The organism is Alteromonas confluentis, from assembly GCF_001757105.1.
In the GTDB taxonomy this organism is placed as follows: domain Bacteria; phylum Pseudomonadota; class Gammaproteobacteria; order Enterobacterales; family Alteromonadaceae; genus Alteromonas; species Alteromonas confluentis.
The window spans coordinates 220,708-238,773 of record NZ_MDHN01000015.1; the positions used below are offsets into that span (position 1 = coordinate 220,708).

Consider the following 18,066-nt stretch of genomic DNA (forward strand, 5'->3'; position numbering starts at 1 on the left):
ATGAACGAATTACTCGCTTCTCAACAGGTAGTGGTGGCCGGTCTTGGATTGACCGGTCAGTCTGTTGTGCGCTTTTTATCTGCCACTGGCGCTACCGTTAAAGTGTGGGATACCCGCACAAACGCCGTGGTTCCAGAAAGCATTACGCAACCCGTGACCCTGGGTGAGTTGCCTCCTGGTTATTGGGAAGGTGTAGACACGTTAGTGTTGAGTCCGGGCATCTCACCGTCTCATGCGTCGGTGAAAAGCGCAAAATTAGCCGATGTGGAAGTGATGGGTGACGTGGAGCTGTTCGCTCGCCTGCAGCGTATCCCGGCATTTGGTATCACCGGCTCGAATGGTAAAACCACCGTAACCTTATTGCTCACCCATATTCTAAACCAAGCCGGTCTGAAAGCCTGTGCGGCAGGAAATGTGGGTCGCCCGGTGCTGGAAACTGTGGGCGAGGAATGGGATTTTCTGATACTCGAATTATCAAGCTTTCAGCTCGAAACCACCTCCTCACTGAATCTGCTAGGTGCCACCATTTTAAACGTGACTGACGATCATCTCGACCGTCACGGTACGATGGCGGAGTACGCCGCCGCCAAACAACGTATTTTTGCCCATTGTGAACACGCGGTGGTGTGGCAAGGTCACGAAGAAACCTATCCAGCTACAAAGGTAGCGAAGCAGACAGCATTCCAGGCGCAGCCTACAGCGAAAGATTTTGGTTTTACCGACAATTATATTACCTGGCAGGGTAAACCTGTGCTTGATATGGCATCGGTTAAACTGGTGGGCAGTCACAATGTGCTGAATATTCAGGCGGCGCTGTCTCTGGCATTGGTTGCCGGGTTAAAAATCGACACCGCCTGTGAAGCAGTGAAATCCTTCGAGCCTGCACCGCATCGCTGTGTAGAAATTGCCAATACCAATGGTGTGCGCTGGATAGACGATTCCAAGGCAACCAATGTGGGCGCGACCCTGGCGGCTCTTGAAGGTTTAGGGGGTACCAAAACCGGCAAGCTTATTCTCATTGCCGGTGGTGACGGAAAAGGCGCTGATCTTACAGCGCTTAAAGCCCCCTTCAATCGCTACGTGGATTTAGTCATTACCATTGGTAAAGATGGTAAAGCGATTAGCGAGCTGGTGCCGGGCTCTCAATATTTACCTGATCTACCCAGTGCGGTAAAGCTTGCTGCTCAGCAGGCCGAACCTGGCGACATGGTGCTACTGTCGCCAGCCTGTGCCAGTATTGATATGTTCGACAACTACGCCCATCGCGCGAAGGTGTTTGCCGATGCAATCACGGAGGTCACCGCCAAATGAGTGAGGCGACCGCTAAATTGTCTGAACTCTTCACCCAGCGTCACGGTGAGGCAAAATCTGTATCGCCCTATGATACCGGTTTACTGCTGGTGGCTATCGCCCTGGCAACGCTGGGTCTGGTGGTGGTGACATCGGCGTCTATGCCGGTGGCAGACCGTCTTTATGGCAATCCGTTTTATTTCTCCATCCGTCACGGTATCTATCTGTTATTCGCTTTACTTGCTGCTGGTGTAGTGATGCAGATCCCCATGAGTTTCTGGCGCAAAGTGAATCCCTGGTTGCTGCTGGCGGCTATAGGTATGCTGCTGGCGGTACTTGCGGTGGGACGGTCAATTAACGGCAGTACTCGCTGGATTGTGATTGGCCCGCTTACGTTACAGCCCGCGGAACCGGCTAAACTGTTTTTTTTCACTTATCTCGCTGGGTACCTGGTGCGCCGGTATGAGGAGGTAACGGAAAATATCAAAGGGTTCTTAAAGCCTCTGGTTGTTTTCTTTGTAGTCGCTATTTTACTGCTGCTGCAACCCGACTTCGGAACCGTAGTGGTAATGTTTACCACCACCATGGGCTTGCTGTTTCTTGCCGGTGCGCGGCTCTGGCAGTTCTTCGCCATTGTTTTTGTGGGCTTGCTGGCCATCGTATTCCTGATCGTGTTCGAGGAATACCGTATGCGCAGGGTAACTTCATTTCTTGACCCCTGGGCAGACCCTTTCGGTAGCGGTTATCAGTTAACTCAGTCTCTTATGGCTTATGGCCGCGGCAGTTGGCTGGGACAGGGCTTGGGCAACAGTTATCAAAAGCTGGAATTTTTAACCCAGGCGCACTCCGATTTTATTATGGCGATTCTGGCCGAAGAACTTGGCTTTGTGGGCGTGTTAGCGGTACTGGCGCTTATTCTGTATTTGGTGGTTAAGGCACTTAAAATTGGTAATCACGCATTAGCGAAGCAGCGACCTTTTGAAGGATACCTTGCTTATAGCATTGGCATTTGGCTGAGTTTCCAAACCGCGGTAAACATTGGTGCCAGTGCGGGGATTCTGCCTACCAAAGGATTAACGTTGCCCCTCATTAGTTACGGGGGAACCAGTCTGATTGTCATGATGGTAGCCATTGCCATGCTGATGCGAATCGATTTTGAATTACGTGTCGATGGTGTACAAGCCATTGAACGTAAAAACCAACGCAAGAAGCAGCAAAGAATCAAAAAAGCTGAAGACAATACAGCAGATAAAGAAACCCAGCAGAAGAGTAAGGATGATATTCGCGCCATGCTGAAAGATGTAGAGCAGGAGGCGCAGTATGACTAAGCGTTGCCTGATTATGGCGGGTGGTACCGGTGGACATGTGTTCCCCGGGCTAGCGGTGGCCCATGCGCTGAAAGCGAAAGGCTGGGACGTACACTGGCTGGGTACCGCAGAAAGAATGGAAGCACAGTTGGTACCAGAAAATGGTTTTCCCATCCACTTCATTCATGTGAAGGGGTTGCGTGGTAAAGGCTTATCAGCCCGTGTTAGCGGTGTCATGGCACTGCTTAAAGGCATGGGAGAAGCGCGAAAACTGATGGGGCAGCTGAAACCCGATCTGGTGGTTGGCTTTGGCGGCTACGCCAGTGGCCCTGGCGGTGTTGCCGCCTGGTTGCGGGGCATTCCGCTGATGATCCACGAACAGAACGCCGCTGCTGGTATGACTAACCGTATGCTGGGTAAACTGGCAAAGCGGATCATGTTGGGATTCGGCAATGCCCGCGGGGGCTTTGAGGGGGCCGCGTCTAAATGTATGACGGTTGGCAATCCTGTACGAAAAGAGATTGTCGCCCTGGCCGATAAAACTGAAACCCACTCACCTCTGCGCATGCTGGTGATTGGCGGCAGCCTCGGTGCGAAAGCGCTGAACGAGGGCGTGCCAGCGGTGTGCAAAAACCTGTATGGCCTGACAATCCGTCATCAGGCAGGCAAAGGCAATGCAGAATCGGTGCGTGCTGCTTATGCATCGGGCAGTGTGGACGTTCAGGTAAGCGATTTTATCGCCGACATGGCAGCTGCCTATGCATGGGCCGACTGTATTGTTTGTCGCGCGGGTGCATTGACGGTGGCAGAGGTTGCTGCTGCAGGCTTACCTGCGGTATTTGTTCCTTTGCCCCATGCCGTGGATGACCACCAAACCAAAAATGCCCGCTCATTGGTCGATGAGGGCGCTGCGGTATTATTGCCGCAAACAGAATTAGAAAGCGGGTTGGGCAAAGTGCTGGAAGGCTGGCTGCGTCAACCCCAATCGTGCCTGAATATGGGGAAAAAAGCCCGTCAGGTGGCGATCATAAATGCAACACAGCAGGTCGTAGAACAATGCGAACTGCTGACAGGAGAGAAAGCCTGATGGTAGGTGAAAAACCATTCCAGAGTCCGCAAATGCGTAAAGTAAAACGCATTTTCTTCATCGGTATCGGTGGCGCGGGAATGGGAGGTATTGCAGAAGTACTACTCAATGAAACATACGACATTGCTGGATCTGATATTCAGGCTGGGGCGATGACAGCGCGCCTGGAAGAACTGGGCGCGGAGATATTTATCGGCCATCACGAAGATAACGTGGTGGGCGCCGATGTGGTGGTGGTATCCAGTGCCATTAACGAGGCAAACCCGGAAATTCGTTATGCCCGGGAACATCGTATTCCCATTATTCGCCGCGCTGAGATGCTGGCCGAATTGATGCGTTTCCGTCATGGAATTGCCATCGCGGGTACGCACGGGAAAACCACAACCACCAGTCTGATTTCCACTATATTCGCCGAAGCTGGCTGGGATCCGACGTTTGTGATCGGAGGCCTGCTTAACAGTGCTGGCACCAATGCCCGATTGGGTAAAAGTCGCTATCTGATTGCTGAAGCGGACGAAAGCGATGCGTCTTTCCTGCATCTTCAACCTATGGTCTCCGTGGTCACCAATATTGAGCCGGACCACATGGGCACCTATGAAGGTGACTTCAACAAGATGAAAGACACCTATATCGAATTCCTGCACAACTTGCCGTTTTATGGTCAGGCTATCTTGTGTGGCGATGATGCGGTGATTCAGTCTCTACGTCCGCGTATTGGGCGAAACATTCTGACCTACGGCCTTGATGCCGCTAATGATGTGCGGGCTGAAAACGTGCAGTTACGTTTCGGTCAGGCAGAGTTCGATGTGATTCGCCCTGACATGCCGGTTTTGAGAGTCACCCTGAATCTCACCGGTATGCATAACGTGCTGAACGCGCTGGCAGCAATTGCTGTCGCTACTGATGAAGGTGTGGACGATGAATCCATAGTTAAAGCGCTTAAAGGTTTTGGCGGTATAGGTCGTCGTTTTGAAGTGCTGGGTGAGTTTTCTACTAGTAAGGGTGATGTCTGCCTGGTGGATGACTATGGTCACCATCCGACAGAGGTAAAAGCCACCATCGCCGCAGCGAGAACGAACTGGCCAGATAAGCGACTCGTGATGGTGTATCAGCCTCACAGATACACCCGCACCAGAGATCTTTACGAAGACTTTGTCGATGTTTTATCCCAGGTCGATGTGTTATTGCTGCTCGACGTTTACGCAGCCAGCGAGCAGCCCATTGACGGTGCCGACAGTAAAGCATTGTGCCGGTCGATTCGTCTGCGAGGACAAGTGGAACCGATTTACGTCGGTGAGCCGGATTCACTGGCGGATATTCTTGCCAGTGTGATGCAGGAAAACGACGTGATCATGACCCAGGGAGCAGGTAATATCGGCCAGATTGCCAGAAAATTGGCAAATTCAGAATTAGAACCAAAAAAATTTCAACGTGAGTGGCAGTAATGTTTGAGCAGGCAGATGTTCAGAAATTGGGTCGTGTAGCAGTCATGTTTGGCGGTGAATCCGCCGAGCGCGCTGTGTCTCTTCGGTCGGGCGAAGCGGTATTAAATGCCCTTTTACGACAGGGTGTAAACGCGTATGCATTTGACCCTGCGGGAAGGCAACTAACTGAATTGGTTGATGAAAAAACCGATCGTGTATTGATCATGTTACATGGTCGCGGCGGCGAAGATGGTGCAATGCAGGGTGCGCTGCAGCACCTGAAAATACCGTACACCGGCAGTGGTGTGTTGGGCTCGGCATTGGCAATGGACAAGATCCACACCAAGCAAATCTGGCAAACCCTTGGATTATCTACGGCAAAATATCAAATTGCTGACAAAAGTGACTTTGAAGCTGGATCATGCGCGGCTATAATGATGGAATTGGGGAATGAAGTCATGGTCAAGCCCGCCCGAGAAGGTTCCAGTATCGGGATGGCGAGAGTGACAAGCGCTAAACAACTAGAAACTGCCGTTCAGGACGCTTTTAAGTACGATAATCAGGTCCTGTTAGAGCAGTACATCGATGGCCCCGAGTTTACTGTCTCTGTTTTACAGGGCAGGGCATTGCCGTCGATCCGCATGTCTACCCCCCATAATTTTTATGATTACGCGGCAAAGTATCAAGACGATACCACCGTGTATCACTGTCCCAGTGGTCTGTCACAAGACAGAGAAGCTGAGCTGGCAGCGCTTTCGCTTCGTGCGTTTAATGCGTTGTCGTGCAGCGGCTGGGGCCGCATCGATGTTATGCAAGCTGCTGACGGAACGTTTTATTTGCTTGAGGCAAATACGGTTCCAGGTATGACTGAAAAGAGTCTGGTACCGAAAGCAGCCAAAGTGGCTGGCCTGAGTTTTGATGAACTGACGCTGGAAATTCTAGCAACCAGTTTAACTGAACATGAGGCGTAAACCTGCATGACTGAAGTAAGACACAAACAGATCCGATTCTGGTCCGGCGTAGCGTTTCTGCTGGCAGTGATTACCGGTCTGATTGTGGGCGGCGTGAAAATTCAGGAATACCTGCAGGACGCCCAGCGGGCACCGGTTCAGGTAGTGGATTTTTCCGGCGATTTCAGTCATGTGAACGTTACCCGGCTTGAGCGTTTGATCAGGCAGTCGCAGCCCGGCAGTTTTTTTGCCCTCGATGTGAACGAAGTATACAAGCTGGTCGAGGCGCAGCCTTGGGTTTATCGCGCATCGGTTCGCAAACAGTGGCCGAATACGCTGAAGATCTACCTGGTTGAGCAACAGCCCGTGGCACAGTGGAATGATGATTTTTTGCTGAATCCTTACGGTGAAACTTTTAACGCCAGTGCAGATGACTTAGGTCTGCCAAAGTTATTTGGTCCCGGTGGTAGCGAGAAAACGGCATTGGAAGGTTACAACGCCATGCAGTCACTGTTAGCAACCACGGCGATGCCGATTGCTGAAATGTCACTGAGCGAACGCTTCGCCTGGCAGATACAGCTTGAAAATGGCATAGAGTTGAATCTGGGCCGACAGGAATTTATCGATCGTTTGCAGCGATTTATTGATGTTTATCCGCTGCTGGCGAAGCAACCCAAAGCGGTGAAGTACGTGGATTTACGTTATGACACCGGGCTGGCTGTAGGCTGGCAGGAAGCGGAAGATGAAAAAAGTTAATGAGAGAGTTTAAAAATACCATGTCAAAAACTGCTGAACGCAATCTGATTGTCGGACTGGATATCGGAACCAGCAAGGTAAAAGCCGTTGTCGGTGAACTGCTGGCGGACGATCAGATCAGTATTGTGGGCGTTGGTACCCATAATGCGCAGGGCATGGATAAAGGCGGCGTAAACGATCTCAACCTGGTGGTGAAATCAGTGCAGAGTGCAGTCAGTGAAATGGAACTGATGGCAGATTGTCAGGTTTCTTCGGTGTTCATGTCGATTTCAGGTCGCCATGTGAAATGCCAGAACGAAAGTGGCATGGTACCGATTAACAATCAGGAAGTGACGCAGGAAGACGTAGACAACGTGATCCACGCCGCCCGTTCAGTGCCGATTGCATCAGAACGTCGTTTGCTTCACGTGCTGCCGCAGGAATTTACCATTGATGTGCAGGAAGGAATTAAAAACCCGGTTGGCATGTCAGGCGTAAGAATGGAAGCCGAAGCGCATATCATCACCTGTGCGGATGATATGGCCAAGAATTTGGTGAAGTGTATTGAGCGTTGTGATCTGAGTTCAGATCAGCTTATTTTCTCCGCACTGGCATCAAGTTACGCGGTTCTTACCGATGATGAACGTGAACTGGGCGTATGTGTAGTGGATATCGGTGGCGGAACCATGGATATTGTCATTTACACCGACGGCGCAATTCGTCACACTGCTGTGATCCCGGTTGCGGGTAACCAGATAACCAGTGATATTGCAAAGATTTTCCGTACGCCAATCAGTAACGCGGAAGAAATTAAGGTGAATTACGCCTGTGCGCTGAAAGACATGGTCAGCATGGAAGAAAATATCGAAGTGCCCAGTGTGGGCGGTCGACCAGCCAGAGCCATGTCCAGACACACCCTGGCAGAGGTAATAGAACCTCGTTATCAGGAATTATTTGAGCTGGTGCAGAAAGAGATCCGTGCCAGTGGATTTGAAGAACAAATTGCAGCAGGGCTCGTTCTGACCGGCGGTACCGCCAAGATGGAAGGCGCTGTTGAATTTGCGGAAGAAATCTTCCAAATGCCCGTGAGAGTGGGCAAACCAATAAATATGCGCGGATTATCGGAGTATACCGATGATTCAAGCTTTGCAACCGTTGTGGGCTTGCTCCACTACGGCAAAATGCAAGCAGATAATAAAAAGACCAGTAAGCAGAAGTCCGGCGAAAGTTTCTTTCAGCGCGTGCAAAGCTGGTTTAAAGGTGAATTTTAATTTTATTTTGGGGGCGCTAAGACTCGGCATACGGTCGCATGGAGGCATCCGACCGTCGTATATGACCTGGCTTAGTGTTGTTAGACGTACCAATCCGGAGAGTAAGTATGTTTGAGTTAATGGATAGCCACGGCGAAGAAGCCGTAATTAAAGTTATCGGCGTCGGTGGTGGCGGCGGTAATGCTGTAGAACACATGGTGACACAAAATATCGAGGGTGTTGAGTTCATTGCGGTGAACACGGATGCCCAGGTACTGCGCAGTTCAAGCGCAGACGTGACACTGCAAATTGGTTCCTCTGTCACCAAAGGTTTAGGTGCAGGTGCCGATCCAAACATTGGTCGTGAAGCGGCCCATGAAGATCGCGAAACTATCCGCCAGTCTCTTGATGGCGCCGATATGGTGTTTATCGCGGCGGGTATGGGCGGTGGTACCGGAACAGGTGCAGCCCCTGAAGTTGCGCGTATCGCACGTGAAATGGGTATTCTGACCGTTGCGGTTGTCACCAAACCGTTTCCTTTCGAAGGTAAAAAGCGTACTGCTTTTGCTGACCAAGGTATTGTTGAGCTGGCGAAAAACGTTGACTCACTGATCACCATTCCTAACGAAAAACTGCTGAAAGTGATGGGCCCGGGCACACCACTTCTGCAAGCATTCAGCGAAGCCAACAACGTACTTAGCGGTGCGGTGCAAGGCATTGCTGAACTGATCACCCGTCCTGGTCTGATTAACGTTGACTTCGCCGACGTTAAAACGGTGATGTCAGAAATGGGCAGTGCAATGATGGGTACTGGTGTGGCATCAGGTTCTGACCGTGCTGAAGAAGCTGCTGAAGCGGCAATTGCCAGCCCGCTGCTGGAAGACATCGACTTGTCTGGTGCGCGCGGTATTCTGGTGAATATCACTGCGGGTCCTGATTTCTCTATCGACGAATTCGAAACTGTGGGTAACGCGGTTAAAGCGTTTGCTTCAGAGAACGCCACTGTGGTTGTAGGTACGGTTATCGACATGGAGCTGGGTGACGAGCTGCGCGTAACGGTAGTTGCAACCGGTATTGGCGCTGAGCGCAAGCCTGATATCTCCCTGGTGAGTTCTGAAGGTTCTCGTCTGTCTTCTGCGGCCCGTGAATTTGGTACTTCGCATGCTACCGAACAGCGTAGTGTTGGCGGTACCGACGGAAATCAGGCACTGAAAGTCGAGAATGACGTTCAGCCAGGTAGCGATTTGGAGTATTTAGATATTCCAGCGTTCCTGCGTAAACAGGCTGACTAAGACTAAGCTGTTAATATCAGGAAACTTTTTTCTGATATTGTTGTCAATGTATAAGAAGTTGGTGTTTAACCAAGGCTGCGCATGACAGAAATTTGACAGACTGAACTTTAGTCTATATACTGCGCGACCGCTTTTTGAACAGGTAAAAGCAACGAAATGATTAGACAACGTACAATCAAAGAATCGGTACAAGAAACCGGTATTGGTTTGCACAAAGGGGAAAAGGTCACTATGACTCTCCGGCCTGCGCCAGCGAACACAGGTATTGTGTTCCGTCGCATCGACCTGGACCCGTTTGTAGATATTCCTGCGCGTGCGAACGCTGTGGGCAATACCATGCTGTGTACGTGTGTAAACAATGAAGATGGTGTTAGCATTCACACTGTTGAACACCTTGCTTCGGCTCTGGCCGGTCTGGGCATTGACAACATCATTGTAGAAGTCGACAGCAATGAGCTGCCAATAATGGACGGAAGCGCAAGCCCGTTCGTATTTCTGCTGCAGACGGCGGGTATTGAAGAGTTAAACGCGCCGAAGCGTTTCATTCGTATTACTAAAACCGTACGCGTGGAAGATGGCGACAAGTGGGCAGAACTGCGTCCTTACGATGGTTTCCGTGTGGATTTCCGTATCGACTTCGATCACCCGGTTATCAGCCAAACAAACCAGCACATGGTTATGGACTTCGACAGCAACTCTTATGTTGACGAAGTAAGCCGTGCGCGTACTTTCGGTTTCATGCGTGATTTGGAATACATGAATGCCAACAACTTAGCGTTGGGTGGCAGCATGGAAAACGCCGTTGCGTTGGACGACTTCCGTATTCTGAACCCTGAAGGTCTTCGCTATGACGATGAATTCCTGAAGCATAAAGTTCTGGATGCAGTGGGCGACCTATATATGGGCGGTCATAGCATTATTGGTGAGTTAGCCGCGTATAAAACCGGTCACGGCCTCAACAATAAACTGTTGAACGCAGTACTGGAACAGCAAGATTGCTGGGAATACGTGACGTACGAAAACCAGGAAGAGATGCCAATTCGCTATGCAGCACCGGTCATCGCATAAATTACTATTTTTAAAAGCCGCTTATTAAAGCGGCTTTTTTTTAATCTTCGTTTCTTCTGGTTAGGTATGATCAGGAAGCGGGGGTGTATAACACCTTAACTTTAAAGCTTAAATCTGATTTATTAAGATTATAAGCCTATCTTACTGCTTCATAATTATAGGGATATACAGCAGCTTATGGAGTTCTGGCTGGCTTGTTTTGTAACATTCCACAGGGTTGTGGTGCGACGCAGTGAAATCTTATTAGCTTGTACTGCTAGCTACTTCCTCATTTCATTACAATTTGTATCGGCTTCACCAATCAACTCCGACAAGGTGGTTGCTTTCAGTGAGTATCATCAGCGTTTGTGGGATACCCGGAGTCACTTACCGCAAATTTCCGCAATTAGCATTGCTGAAGATCCCCGCGGCTATATTTGGGTTGCTACTGAAGGTGGATTAGCCCGTTTTGACGGCAACCATTTCGAGGTTTTTGACGGCAGTATTTCTCCGTTATTTGCCGATCCCCTATTAAGAAAAGTGTTTGTCGCGCCTGACGGTGTGGTGTGGGTGGGCACTACCGATCGCCTTATCACTATTTGTACCGATAACCATATTCGGGAAATCACATTTGCTGATAGCCCGCTCGGCAGAATTGACGATATCGTATGGTTTGAGGGCGCTATTTATGCGGGCGGTGATGCCTTGTATCGTATTGATGTTTCGCACGCGGATAAATCCAAGTCGCATAGTGATGAAGCGGTGACAAAGTTACCAATCACTAAGGTTAATGCGCTGACGGTAAAATCTAATGAACTCTGGGTAGCAACCGATGAACGCTTACTTTCCATAGGTGACGCCCGTGTCGTACAGGAAATCGACCTCGCATCGCTCGAAGATAGAACACATATCACTAGCATGGCCCTCTACGAAAACCGCCTTGTTCTTGGTACCACTTCAGGCTTAATGCAGCTTGATGATTATCAACAACTTTCGTCATACAAGCTTAACGCATTAAAAATATCAGACAGCATAGAGCTCACCTTTGCAGACAGCTATGGCAACCTCTGGGTGGCTGGAAATCAGCGCTTACTGCAAATTGTTAAAGATCAGCTCGTTGAAGAAATCAGTGAAATCGATGGCAAAACGGCGCCGTGGTTTGTTACCGGCTTCGAAGATCGATGGGGAGACCTGTGGTTTGGCAGCCGTACCCACGGGATTCAGCGCCTACGCTTCGATGGCACCCGCCGGTTGGGTGAGGCTGAAGGGCTCGCTGAGTCCTATGTTTGGACTTTTACTCACAGCAAAAACGGGATTTTGGTAGGCACTAACCGTGGGCTGTTTCTCTATGCAAATAAGCAGTTTAACCAGGTCGTTGCTGACCACCGTTTACCCAACAAAGTAGTGTATTCGTTATTTACCGACAGTAATGAACAATACTGGGTTGGAACGCGGGCTGGTTTGGTGCTGCTGAATGCAGATTTTAGCATCAGGCAGTCCTTTCCTCTGCTCGACAACCATCAAATCAACAGCATTGCTGAAGGCGACGATGGTGCTGTGTGGATAGCTACACTGGGCGGTTTGTTTCGTTGGAAAGATAACGCGTTGCAGAATATGACTGCAGAATTTGAGCTAGGCACAGTGAATATTCGCTATGTGTTTTTCGATGACAAACACACATTGTGGATAGGCACCGCACGAGGCGTGTATCAGTTTACTCAAGGTAAAGCGCGATTATATACCGATGATAAAACACTGTCAGAGACCTCGGTATCTTATATAGGTCAGCTTTCTGATGGTCGCATCGTCATTGGCACCTTTCAGTCGGGCTTTGCAGTGAAAAACGCTGACGGTTGGCGGTGGATGACACCGGATTTATTACCGGCCGCTGGCGTGATGTTTATGGCGGAAGACAGCGACAAGTTGGTCGTTTCAACACTGCGCGGTGTTTACCAAATGAGTAAACAGTCACTCACTACGGAAGGTAGGCCAGATACGAAACTGATTATTGATGACTACGGCCAGGAAGCGGATGCTGATGGAATACGCTGCTGTAATGGTGCCGGAAGTGGTAGGGGAATATTGGAAGACAATTATCTCTATCTGCCTACGCTTAACAACGTTGCCGGACTTGACTTAACACAGGCTCTCACCCGTGAGCGCCCGCTATCAACGGTGGTCGAGTCTCTGAAAACCCGCAACAAGCAGTATTTTTCTGGTGAGCCCGAATTACCCATTGGTGTTCGCAACGTGCAATTCAGATATACCACGCCGCTGTTTTATCGAAATAGTGCGCTGACTTTTCGCTATCGGCTGGTGGGATACGATCCAGAATGGACTAACGTAGGCGGAAGACGGGAAGCTTTCTACACCAACCTGCCAAAAGGAAATTACACCTTTGAAGTGCAAAGCAGGCTAAAAGAGCAGAATCAATGGAGTGAAGGCGCGACTTTCCAGTTCAGTATTACGCCTTTCTGGTATGAACAACCGTGGATGCGATTCCTGTTCTTAATTGCTGGTATGTTTGTGCTGTGGGGATTTTTCTATGTCCGAACCATACGTTTACAGCGTGCAAAACAACGACTGGAAGATGTGGTTCAATCGCGCACCCGTGAGTTAGATGCGGCGAATCAACAGCTTGCTGAAGCAAATTCGCAGCTGAAAAAAGCCAGTCTGAGTGATGCGCTTACCGGTTTGAACAACCGCCGCTATCACGATTGCAATATCAAGACTATCCTTGATCGAGCGGAGCGGCAGCAAGGTGTCTATGCCGTATTGCTCGACATTGATAATTTTAAAGCACTCAATGACACCTATGGCCATGCGGTGGGTGATGAAGTGCTGATGACGTTCAGCAAGGTCTTGCAGCAGCGCGTAGCTTACAACGATCATTTAATTCGCTGGGGTGGAGAAGAGTTTCTTATCATCCTTAACGGTAATGCTTCTCCTGCCGAATTTATCACTGGAATGACAGCGGCAATGCAACAAGCACCGTGGCCAGCCCCTATTGCCAAATCACCGCCAACCTGTTCTGTGGGCATTTGCTTTCATGCGCCTGTTCAACATCATAAATGGGTATGGCAGCACACACTGGTGCTGGCAGATAAAGCCATGTATTTGGTGAAACGACAGGGTAAAGACGGTTGGCTGTTACTCTCACCAGACGATCATGCTCACGATGCCATTGCAGATGCAGTCATTCACCAGGCTCCCGATGCGTTATTGACGGAAGATGCGCTTACAATGCGCGGCTCTGCCCACGTGATTGATGCGTTAAAAGTGCTGTCGGCGGACAAGGGAGCATCCAGTGATTAACAGCAAAAACCGAATTTGCGCGACTTTCTATCACCAAGGTATCAAAAAAAACAGCTGAGTATCTGATTGTGGTTTGTTCATTTGTCTTAACAGCGTTAAACTAACACGGATTTTCATCATGGGCTTAAAATGAAACTAACCATTTCCTTTATCGGAAAACAAAAGAGATACCGCAGAAGCATCAGTGTACGTACACTGGTGAGCTTTACTGTGCTGTCTTCTTTACTGATGTTAGTGTCTAGCCGTTCCACTGATTCTGTGTCTGAAGACATCGCCCGAATCAAACTCGCACAAGCTGCCAACGAAGCTGAAAATGTTGAAATTAGCGAATTGGCAGAAAGCACCCGCTTGCAGCTGCAAGTGTTGGCTGCGCGTCTTGCTGAGATGGACGCAACGGTGACCCAACTTGATGAACAGGGCAAATTAATTGCCGCCGAATTCGGGATGAAAGCTGAAGATTTAGAGGCTTTCAACCCAGACTCTACGCCGATAAACGTGGATAACGACCCCCTCCTAAATCAGATCGCAACGCTTCAGCAGTCCGTTACAGCAAAAAAACAACAGCTGGCAATGCTTGAAAGTCTGGTCCGGGGGCATCATATCCATGAGCAGAGTCAATTATCTGGCCGACCTATACAGTCGGGATGGTTGTCTTCTTATTACGGCATGCGCAAAGATCCCTTTACCGGCAGTCCAGCAATGCACAAAGGCCTGGATTTCGCGGGTAAAACTGGTGATGACGTGGTTTCTACTGCAGCGGGTATTATTACCTGGGCGGGAGAGCGTCATGGTTACGGCTTACTGGTAGAAATAGACCACGGCGATGGCATAGTCACGCGCTATGGGCACAACAACGCGTTGTCAGTTTCTGTTGGTGACGTGGTAACAAAAGGCCAACCGATTGCCATTATGGGCAGTACAGGCCGCTCAACCGGGGCGCATGTTCACTACGAAGTAATAAGACACGGGCAACAAATCGATCCTCTACCGTACGTCACCAAACGACGTTAGGTAGCAGCCAGAATAGGTCTGCATTTGCCAGGCCTCCAACATTATTTAGGGTGTCGGTCATGCACATGATGTGCACGGGGGCATTTATTTTAAATCGACGGGCTAATCCGGGCTGCCGGAACTCGTAAAAAAGTAGTGGAATCATCAACCTAATGTTTGCAAGCATCCTGAAGAAAGTATTCGGTAGCCGTAATGACCGACTATTAAAAAAACTAAAAAAGAATGTCGATGCCATCAATGCGCTGGAAAAGGAATACGAAGCGTTATCCGATGAGCAGTTAAAAGCCAAAACTGCTGAGCTCAGAGCGCGTCTGGAAAAAGGCGAATCTACCGATGATATCCTCAACGATGCCTTTGCTACCGTACGCGAAGCCAGCAAACGGGTTTACGGCATGCGTCACTTCGACGTGCAGATGCTAGGTGGTATGGTGCTGCACGATGGCAAAATTTCAGAAATGCGTACGGGCGAAGGTAAAACCCTTACTGCAACGCTGCCTACTTATCTCAATGCGCTTTCTTCAAAGGGTGTGCATGTTATTACGGTGAACGATTATCTGGCTCGCCGTGATGCTGATTGGTCCCGTGAGCTGTTCGAATTCCTTGGCATGACAGTGGGCTGTAACGTGCCAGGTATGTCGGCAGAAATGAAGCGCGCTGCCTATAATGCTGATGTGACCTACGGCACCAACAACGAATTCGGTTTCGACTACTTACGTGACAACATGGCGTTCAGCCCTCAGGATCGCGTACAGCGTCCGCTGCACTATGCGGTAGTGGATGAAGTTGACTCCATCCTTATCGACGAAGCCCGTACACCGCTCATTATCTCCGGTGCCGCCGAAGACAGCTCACAGCTGTATAAAGCCATCAACACCGTTATTCCTGAGCTGGTACAGCAGGAAAAGGAAGATGAAGAAGGGCAGGAAGGTGACGGTGATTACACCGTTGACGAAAAAGCCCGTCAAATCCACCTGACTGAACGTGGTCAGATTCGTGTGGAAGAAATTCTGCAGAAAAACGGAATCCTGCCAGAAGGCGAATCGCTGTTCGCTGCCGGCAACATTTCCCTGCTCCATCACATTAATGCGGCACTACGTGCTCACAAGCTGTTCCAGAAAGATGTAGATTACATCGTGAAAGACGATCAGATCGTCATTGTTGATGAGCACACGGGCCGTACCATGGAAGGCCGTCGTTGGTCTGAAGGTTTGCACCAGGCTGTAGAAGCCAAAGAAGGCGTGAAGATCCAGAACGAAAACCAGACTCTGGCATCGATTACCTTCCAGAATTACTTCCGACTGTATGACAAACTTGCGGGTATGACGGGTACAGCCGATACCGAAGCTTTCGAATTCCAGTCGATTTATGGTCTGGAAACCGTGGTTATTCCAACTAACCGTCCAATGGCCCGTAAAGATATGGCCGACCTTATTTACCTCACCGCGCAAGAAAAATACGATGCCATTGTGGCCGATATTCGAGTTGCCGTGAAGAAAGGTCAACCGGTACTGGTGGGTACCGTATCCATTGAAAATTCAGAACTGCTGTCACGTTTCCTGAAAAAAGAAAAAGTGCCGCACAAAGTACTGAATGCAAAATTCCACGCTCAGGAAGCTGACATCATCGCACAGGCGGGTAAGCCTGGTGCCGTGACTATCGCGACTAACATGGCCGGTCGTGGTACCGATATCGTGTTGGGTGGTAACTGGAAAGCGGAAGCGGAAAAAATTGAAAACCCGACTGAAGCACAGATCCAAAAGCTGAAAGCGGAATGGGAAGAGTTGCATAAACAGGTACTTGATGCGGGCGGTTTGCACATCATCGGTACCGAGCGTCACGAGTCACGTCGTATCGATAACCAGCTTCGTGGTCGTGCGGGTCGTCAGGGCGATCCGGGTTCAAGCCGTTTTTACCTGTCTCTGGACGATGCGCTGATGCGTATTTTCGCTTCCGAGAAAATGGCGGGCATGATGAAGCGTTTGGGTATGGAACATGGCGAAGCCATTGAACACCCGTGGGTAACTCGTGCTATCGAAAATGCCCAACGTAAAGTGGAAGGCCGTAACTTCGACATTCGTAAGCAGCTGCTGGAATATGATGATGTAGCGAACGACCAGCGTAAGGTGATTTATGAACAGCGTAATGAACTGCTGGACGAAGGGGATATCAGCGAAACTATTCAGGCAATCCGCACCGATGTCGTGAACAGCGTGGTAGATGAATATATTCCGCCGCAATCACTGGAAGAAATGTGGGATGTGCCTGCGCTGGAAGAACGTCTGAAGGCTGACTTTAAGGTAGATCTACCAGTTCAGAAGTGGCTGGATGACGACGACAAGTTATATGAAGACAGCCTTCGTGAACGTATTCTGACTGAAGTCGAAGGTGCCTACAAAGCGAAAGAAGACATGGTTGGCCCAGACGTACTGCGTCAATTTGAAAAAGCCATTATGTTGCAAAACCTCGATAGCAGCTGGAAAGAGCATCTGGCAGCGATGGATCACCTGCGTCAGGGGATTCACCTGCGTGGTTATGCGCAGAAGAATCCGAAACAAGAATACAAGCGTGAAGCGTTTGAATTGTTCTCTGCCATGCTGGAAAATCTTAAGGTTGAAGTGATTACCATTCTTAGCCGTGTACAGGTTAAAGCTGAATCTGACGTTGAAAAGGTGGAAGAGCAACGCCGTCAGGCTGATGATGTGCCGAAGAATTTCGAGCATACTGCTGCGCCTGAGCAAGAGCCTGAAGCATCTGGTGAAGCAACAATGCGTTCTGAAATGCGTCAGGGACCAAAAGTGGGCCGTAACGATCCTTGTCCTTGTGGTTCAGGTAAGAAATATAAGCAGTGTCACGGTAAGCTGTCTTAATGAAAGAGATCCATGTTGCAGTGGGCGTTGTCCTGAAGCAGGAACAGGTTTATATCTGTAAACGCCCTGACGACAAGCACCAAGGCGGCAAGTGGGAATTTCCTGGCGGTAAAGTCGATAAGGGCGAAACGGTAACGCAAGCCCTTGCCCGAGAGCTTAAAGAAGAGATAGGCATTCTGGTTGCCGCCAGTTTGCCTTTGATGGTTATCAGTCATGATTATGGCGATAAGCGCGTACTTCTTGATGTGCATACGGTGTCAGAATTTACCGGTGAGCCTGAGGGGCTAGAAGGTCAGGAAGGGAAATGGGTAAAGCTTAGCGCCCTGGTAGCAGAAGACTTTCCTGCTGCAAACGTCGCTATCATTGAAAAACTCATAAAGTAATTTCTGGCGAATAAAGTGCTTTAATCTAAAACCCCGGCCTTCCAGTCCGGGGTTTTTCGTATTTAAAGTAATAAATTTCATTACATCTATGTAATGTTGAAATAAATA

The 18,066-nt window shown here is 49.6% G+C and carries 13 protein-coding genes; all 13 read left to right on the forward strand.

Going from position 1 to position 18,066, the window contains the following annotated elements:
- The 13 genes from murD (at position 1) to mutT (ending at position 17,958) form a co-directional block, all read left to right on the forward strand.
- Positions 1-1,311 carry a UDP-N-acetylmuramoyl-L-alanine--D-glutamate ligase gene (murD, locus tag BFC18_RS07915; RefSeq protein ID WP_070124996.1) on the forward strand — a complete coding sequence of 437 codons (1,311 nt, stop codon included), beginning with the start codon at positions 1-3 and terminating at the stop codon, positions 1,309-1,311.
- Positions 1,308-2,618, forward strand: a complete 1,311-nt coding sequence (gene ftsW / locus BFC18_RS07920) for a cell division protein FtsW (RefSeq protein ID WP_070124997.1) — start codon at positions 1,308-1,310, stop codon at positions 2,616-2,618. The genes murD and ftsW overlap by 4 nt, the downstream gene beginning before the upstream one ends.
- Entirely contained in the window at positions 2,611-3,684 is a 1,074-nt protein-coding gene (murG, locus tag BFC18_RS07925; protein ID WP_070124998.1) for an undecaprenyldiphospho-muramoylpentapeptide beta-N-acetylglucosaminyltransferase, read from the forward strand. Before ftsW ends, murG begins: the two co-directional genes overlap by 8 nt.
- The gene (murC, locus tag BFC18_RS07930; protein ID WP_070124999.1) at positions 3,684-5,129 is read left to right on the forward strand and encodes a UDP-N-acetylmuramate--L-alanine ligase; all 1,446 of its coding nucleotides are present in this window, start codon (positions 3,684-3,686) and stop codon (positions 5,127-5,129) included. The genes murG and murC overlap by 1 nt, the downstream gene beginning before the upstream one ends.
- Positions 5,129-6,079, forward strand: a complete 951-nt coding sequence (locus BFC18_RS07935; protein ID WP_070125001.1) for a D-alanine--D-alanine ligase — start codon at positions 5,129-5,131, stop codon at positions 6,077-6,079. Before murC ends, BFC18_RS07935 begins: the two co-directional genes overlap by 1 nt.
- A 6-nt stretch (positions 6,080-6,085) precedes the next feature.
- Entirely contained in the window at positions 6,086-6,814 is a 729-nt protein-coding gene (locus tag BFC18_RS07940; RefSeq protein WP_070125002.1) for a cell division protein FtsQ/DivIB, read from the forward strand.
- Positions 6,815-6,834: 20 nt separating this feature from the next.
- Entirely contained in the window at positions 6,835-8,064 is a 1,230-nt protein-coding gene (gene ftsA / locus BFC18_RS07945; protein ID WP_070125095.1) for a cell division protein FtsA, read from the forward strand.
- Positions 8,065-8,171: 107 nt separating this feature from the next.
- Positions 8,172-9,335 (forward strand): cell division protein FtsZ, encoded by a 1,164-nt coding sequence (gene ftsZ / locus BFC18_RS07950; RefSeq protein WP_070125003.1) that lies wholly within the window; start codon positions 8,172-8,174, stop codon positions 9,333-9,335.
- A gap of 156 nt (positions 9,336-9,491) precedes the next feature.
- Positions 9,492-10,403 carry a UDP-3-O-acyl-N-acetylglucosamine deacetylase gene (gene lpxC, locus BFC18_RS07955; protein WP_070125004.1) on the forward strand — a complete coding sequence of 304 codons (912 nt, stop codon included), beginning with the start codon at positions 9,492-9,494 and terminating at the stop codon, positions 10,401-10,403.
- A 222-nt stretch (positions 10,404-10,625) separates the two neighbouring features.
- Entirely contained in the window at positions 10,626-13,697 is a 3,072-nt protein-coding gene (locus BFC18_RS07960; protein ID WP_170826577.1) for a ligand-binding sensor domain-containing diguanylate cyclase, read from the forward strand.
- A gap of 129 nt (positions 13,698-13,826) precedes the next feature.
- Positions 13,827-14,708: a peptidoglycan DD-metalloendopeptidase family protein gene (locus BFC18_RS07965; RefSeq protein WP_070125008.1), complete on the forward strand. Its 882-nt coding sequence runs from the start codon at positions 13,827-13,829 to the stop codon at positions 14,706-14,708.
- 152 nt (positions 14,709-14,860) lie between these two features.
- Positions 14,861-17,575: a preprotein translocase subunit SecA gene (gene secA / locus BFC18_RS07970; RefSeq protein ID WP_070125010.1), complete on the forward strand. Its 2,715-nt coding sequence runs from the start codon at positions 14,861-14,863 to the stop codon at positions 17,573-17,575.
- On the forward strand, positions 17,575-17,958 hold the full coding sequence (gene mutT, locus BFC18_RS07975) for an 8-oxo-dGTP diphosphatase MutT (protein ID WP_070125012.1): 384 nt from the start codon (positions 17,575-17,577) through the stop codon (positions 17,956-17,958). The genes secA and mutT overlap by 1 nt, the downstream gene beginning before the upstream one ends.
- The last annotated feature ends 108 nt before the right edge of the window (positions 17,959-18,066 follow it).

Excerpts from the sequence above, each read along its gene's own strand:
- ftsZ (WP_070125003.1), top strand. The coding sequence starts at position 8,172 with ATGTTTGAGTTAATGGATAGCCACGGCGAAGAAGCCGTAATTAAAGTT.
- BFC18_RS07940 (WP_070125002.1), top strand. The coding sequence starts at position 6,086 with ATGACTGAAGTAAGACACAAACAGATCCGATTCTGGTCCGGCGTAGCG.
- murC (WP_070124999.1), top strand. The coding sequence starts at position 3,684 with ATGGTAGGTGAAAAACCATTCCAGAGTCCGCAAATGCGTAAAGTAAAA.
- BFC18_RS07935 (WP_070125001.1), top strand. The coding sequence starts at position 5,129 with ATGTTTGAGCAGGCAGATGTTCAGAAATTGGGTCGTGTAGCAGTCATG.
- BFC18_RS07965 (WP_070125008.1), top strand. The coding sequence starts at position 13,827 with ATGAAACTAACCATTTCCTTTATCGGAAAACAAAAGAGATACCGCAGA.
- secA (WP_070125010.1), top strand. The coding sequence starts at position 14,861 with ATGTTTGCAAGCATCCTGAAGAAAGTATTCGGTAGCCGTAATGACCGA.
- murD (WP_070124996.1), top strand. The coding sequence starts at position 1 with ATGAACGAATTACTCGCTTCTCAACAGGTAGTGGTGGCCGGTCTTGGA.
- ftsA (WP_070125095.1), top strand. The coding sequence starts at position 6,835 with ATGTCAAAAACTGCTGAACGCAATCTGATTGTCGGACTGGATATCGGA.
- ftsW (WP_070124997.1), top strand. The coding sequence starts at position 1,308 with ATGAGTGAGGCGACCGCTAAATTGTCTGAACTCTTCACCCAGCGTCAC.
- lpxC (WP_070125004.1), top strand. The coding sequence starts at position 9,492 with ATGATTAGACAACGTACAATCAAAGAATCGGTACAAGAAACCGGTATT.
- mutT (WP_070125012.1), top strand. The coding sequence starts at position 17,575 with ATGAAAGAGATCCATGTTGCAGTGGGCGTTGTCCTGAAGCAGGAACAG.
- murG (WP_070124998.1), top strand. The coding sequence starts at position 2,611 with ATGACTAAGCGTTGCCTGATTATGGCGGGTGGTACCGGTGGACATGTG.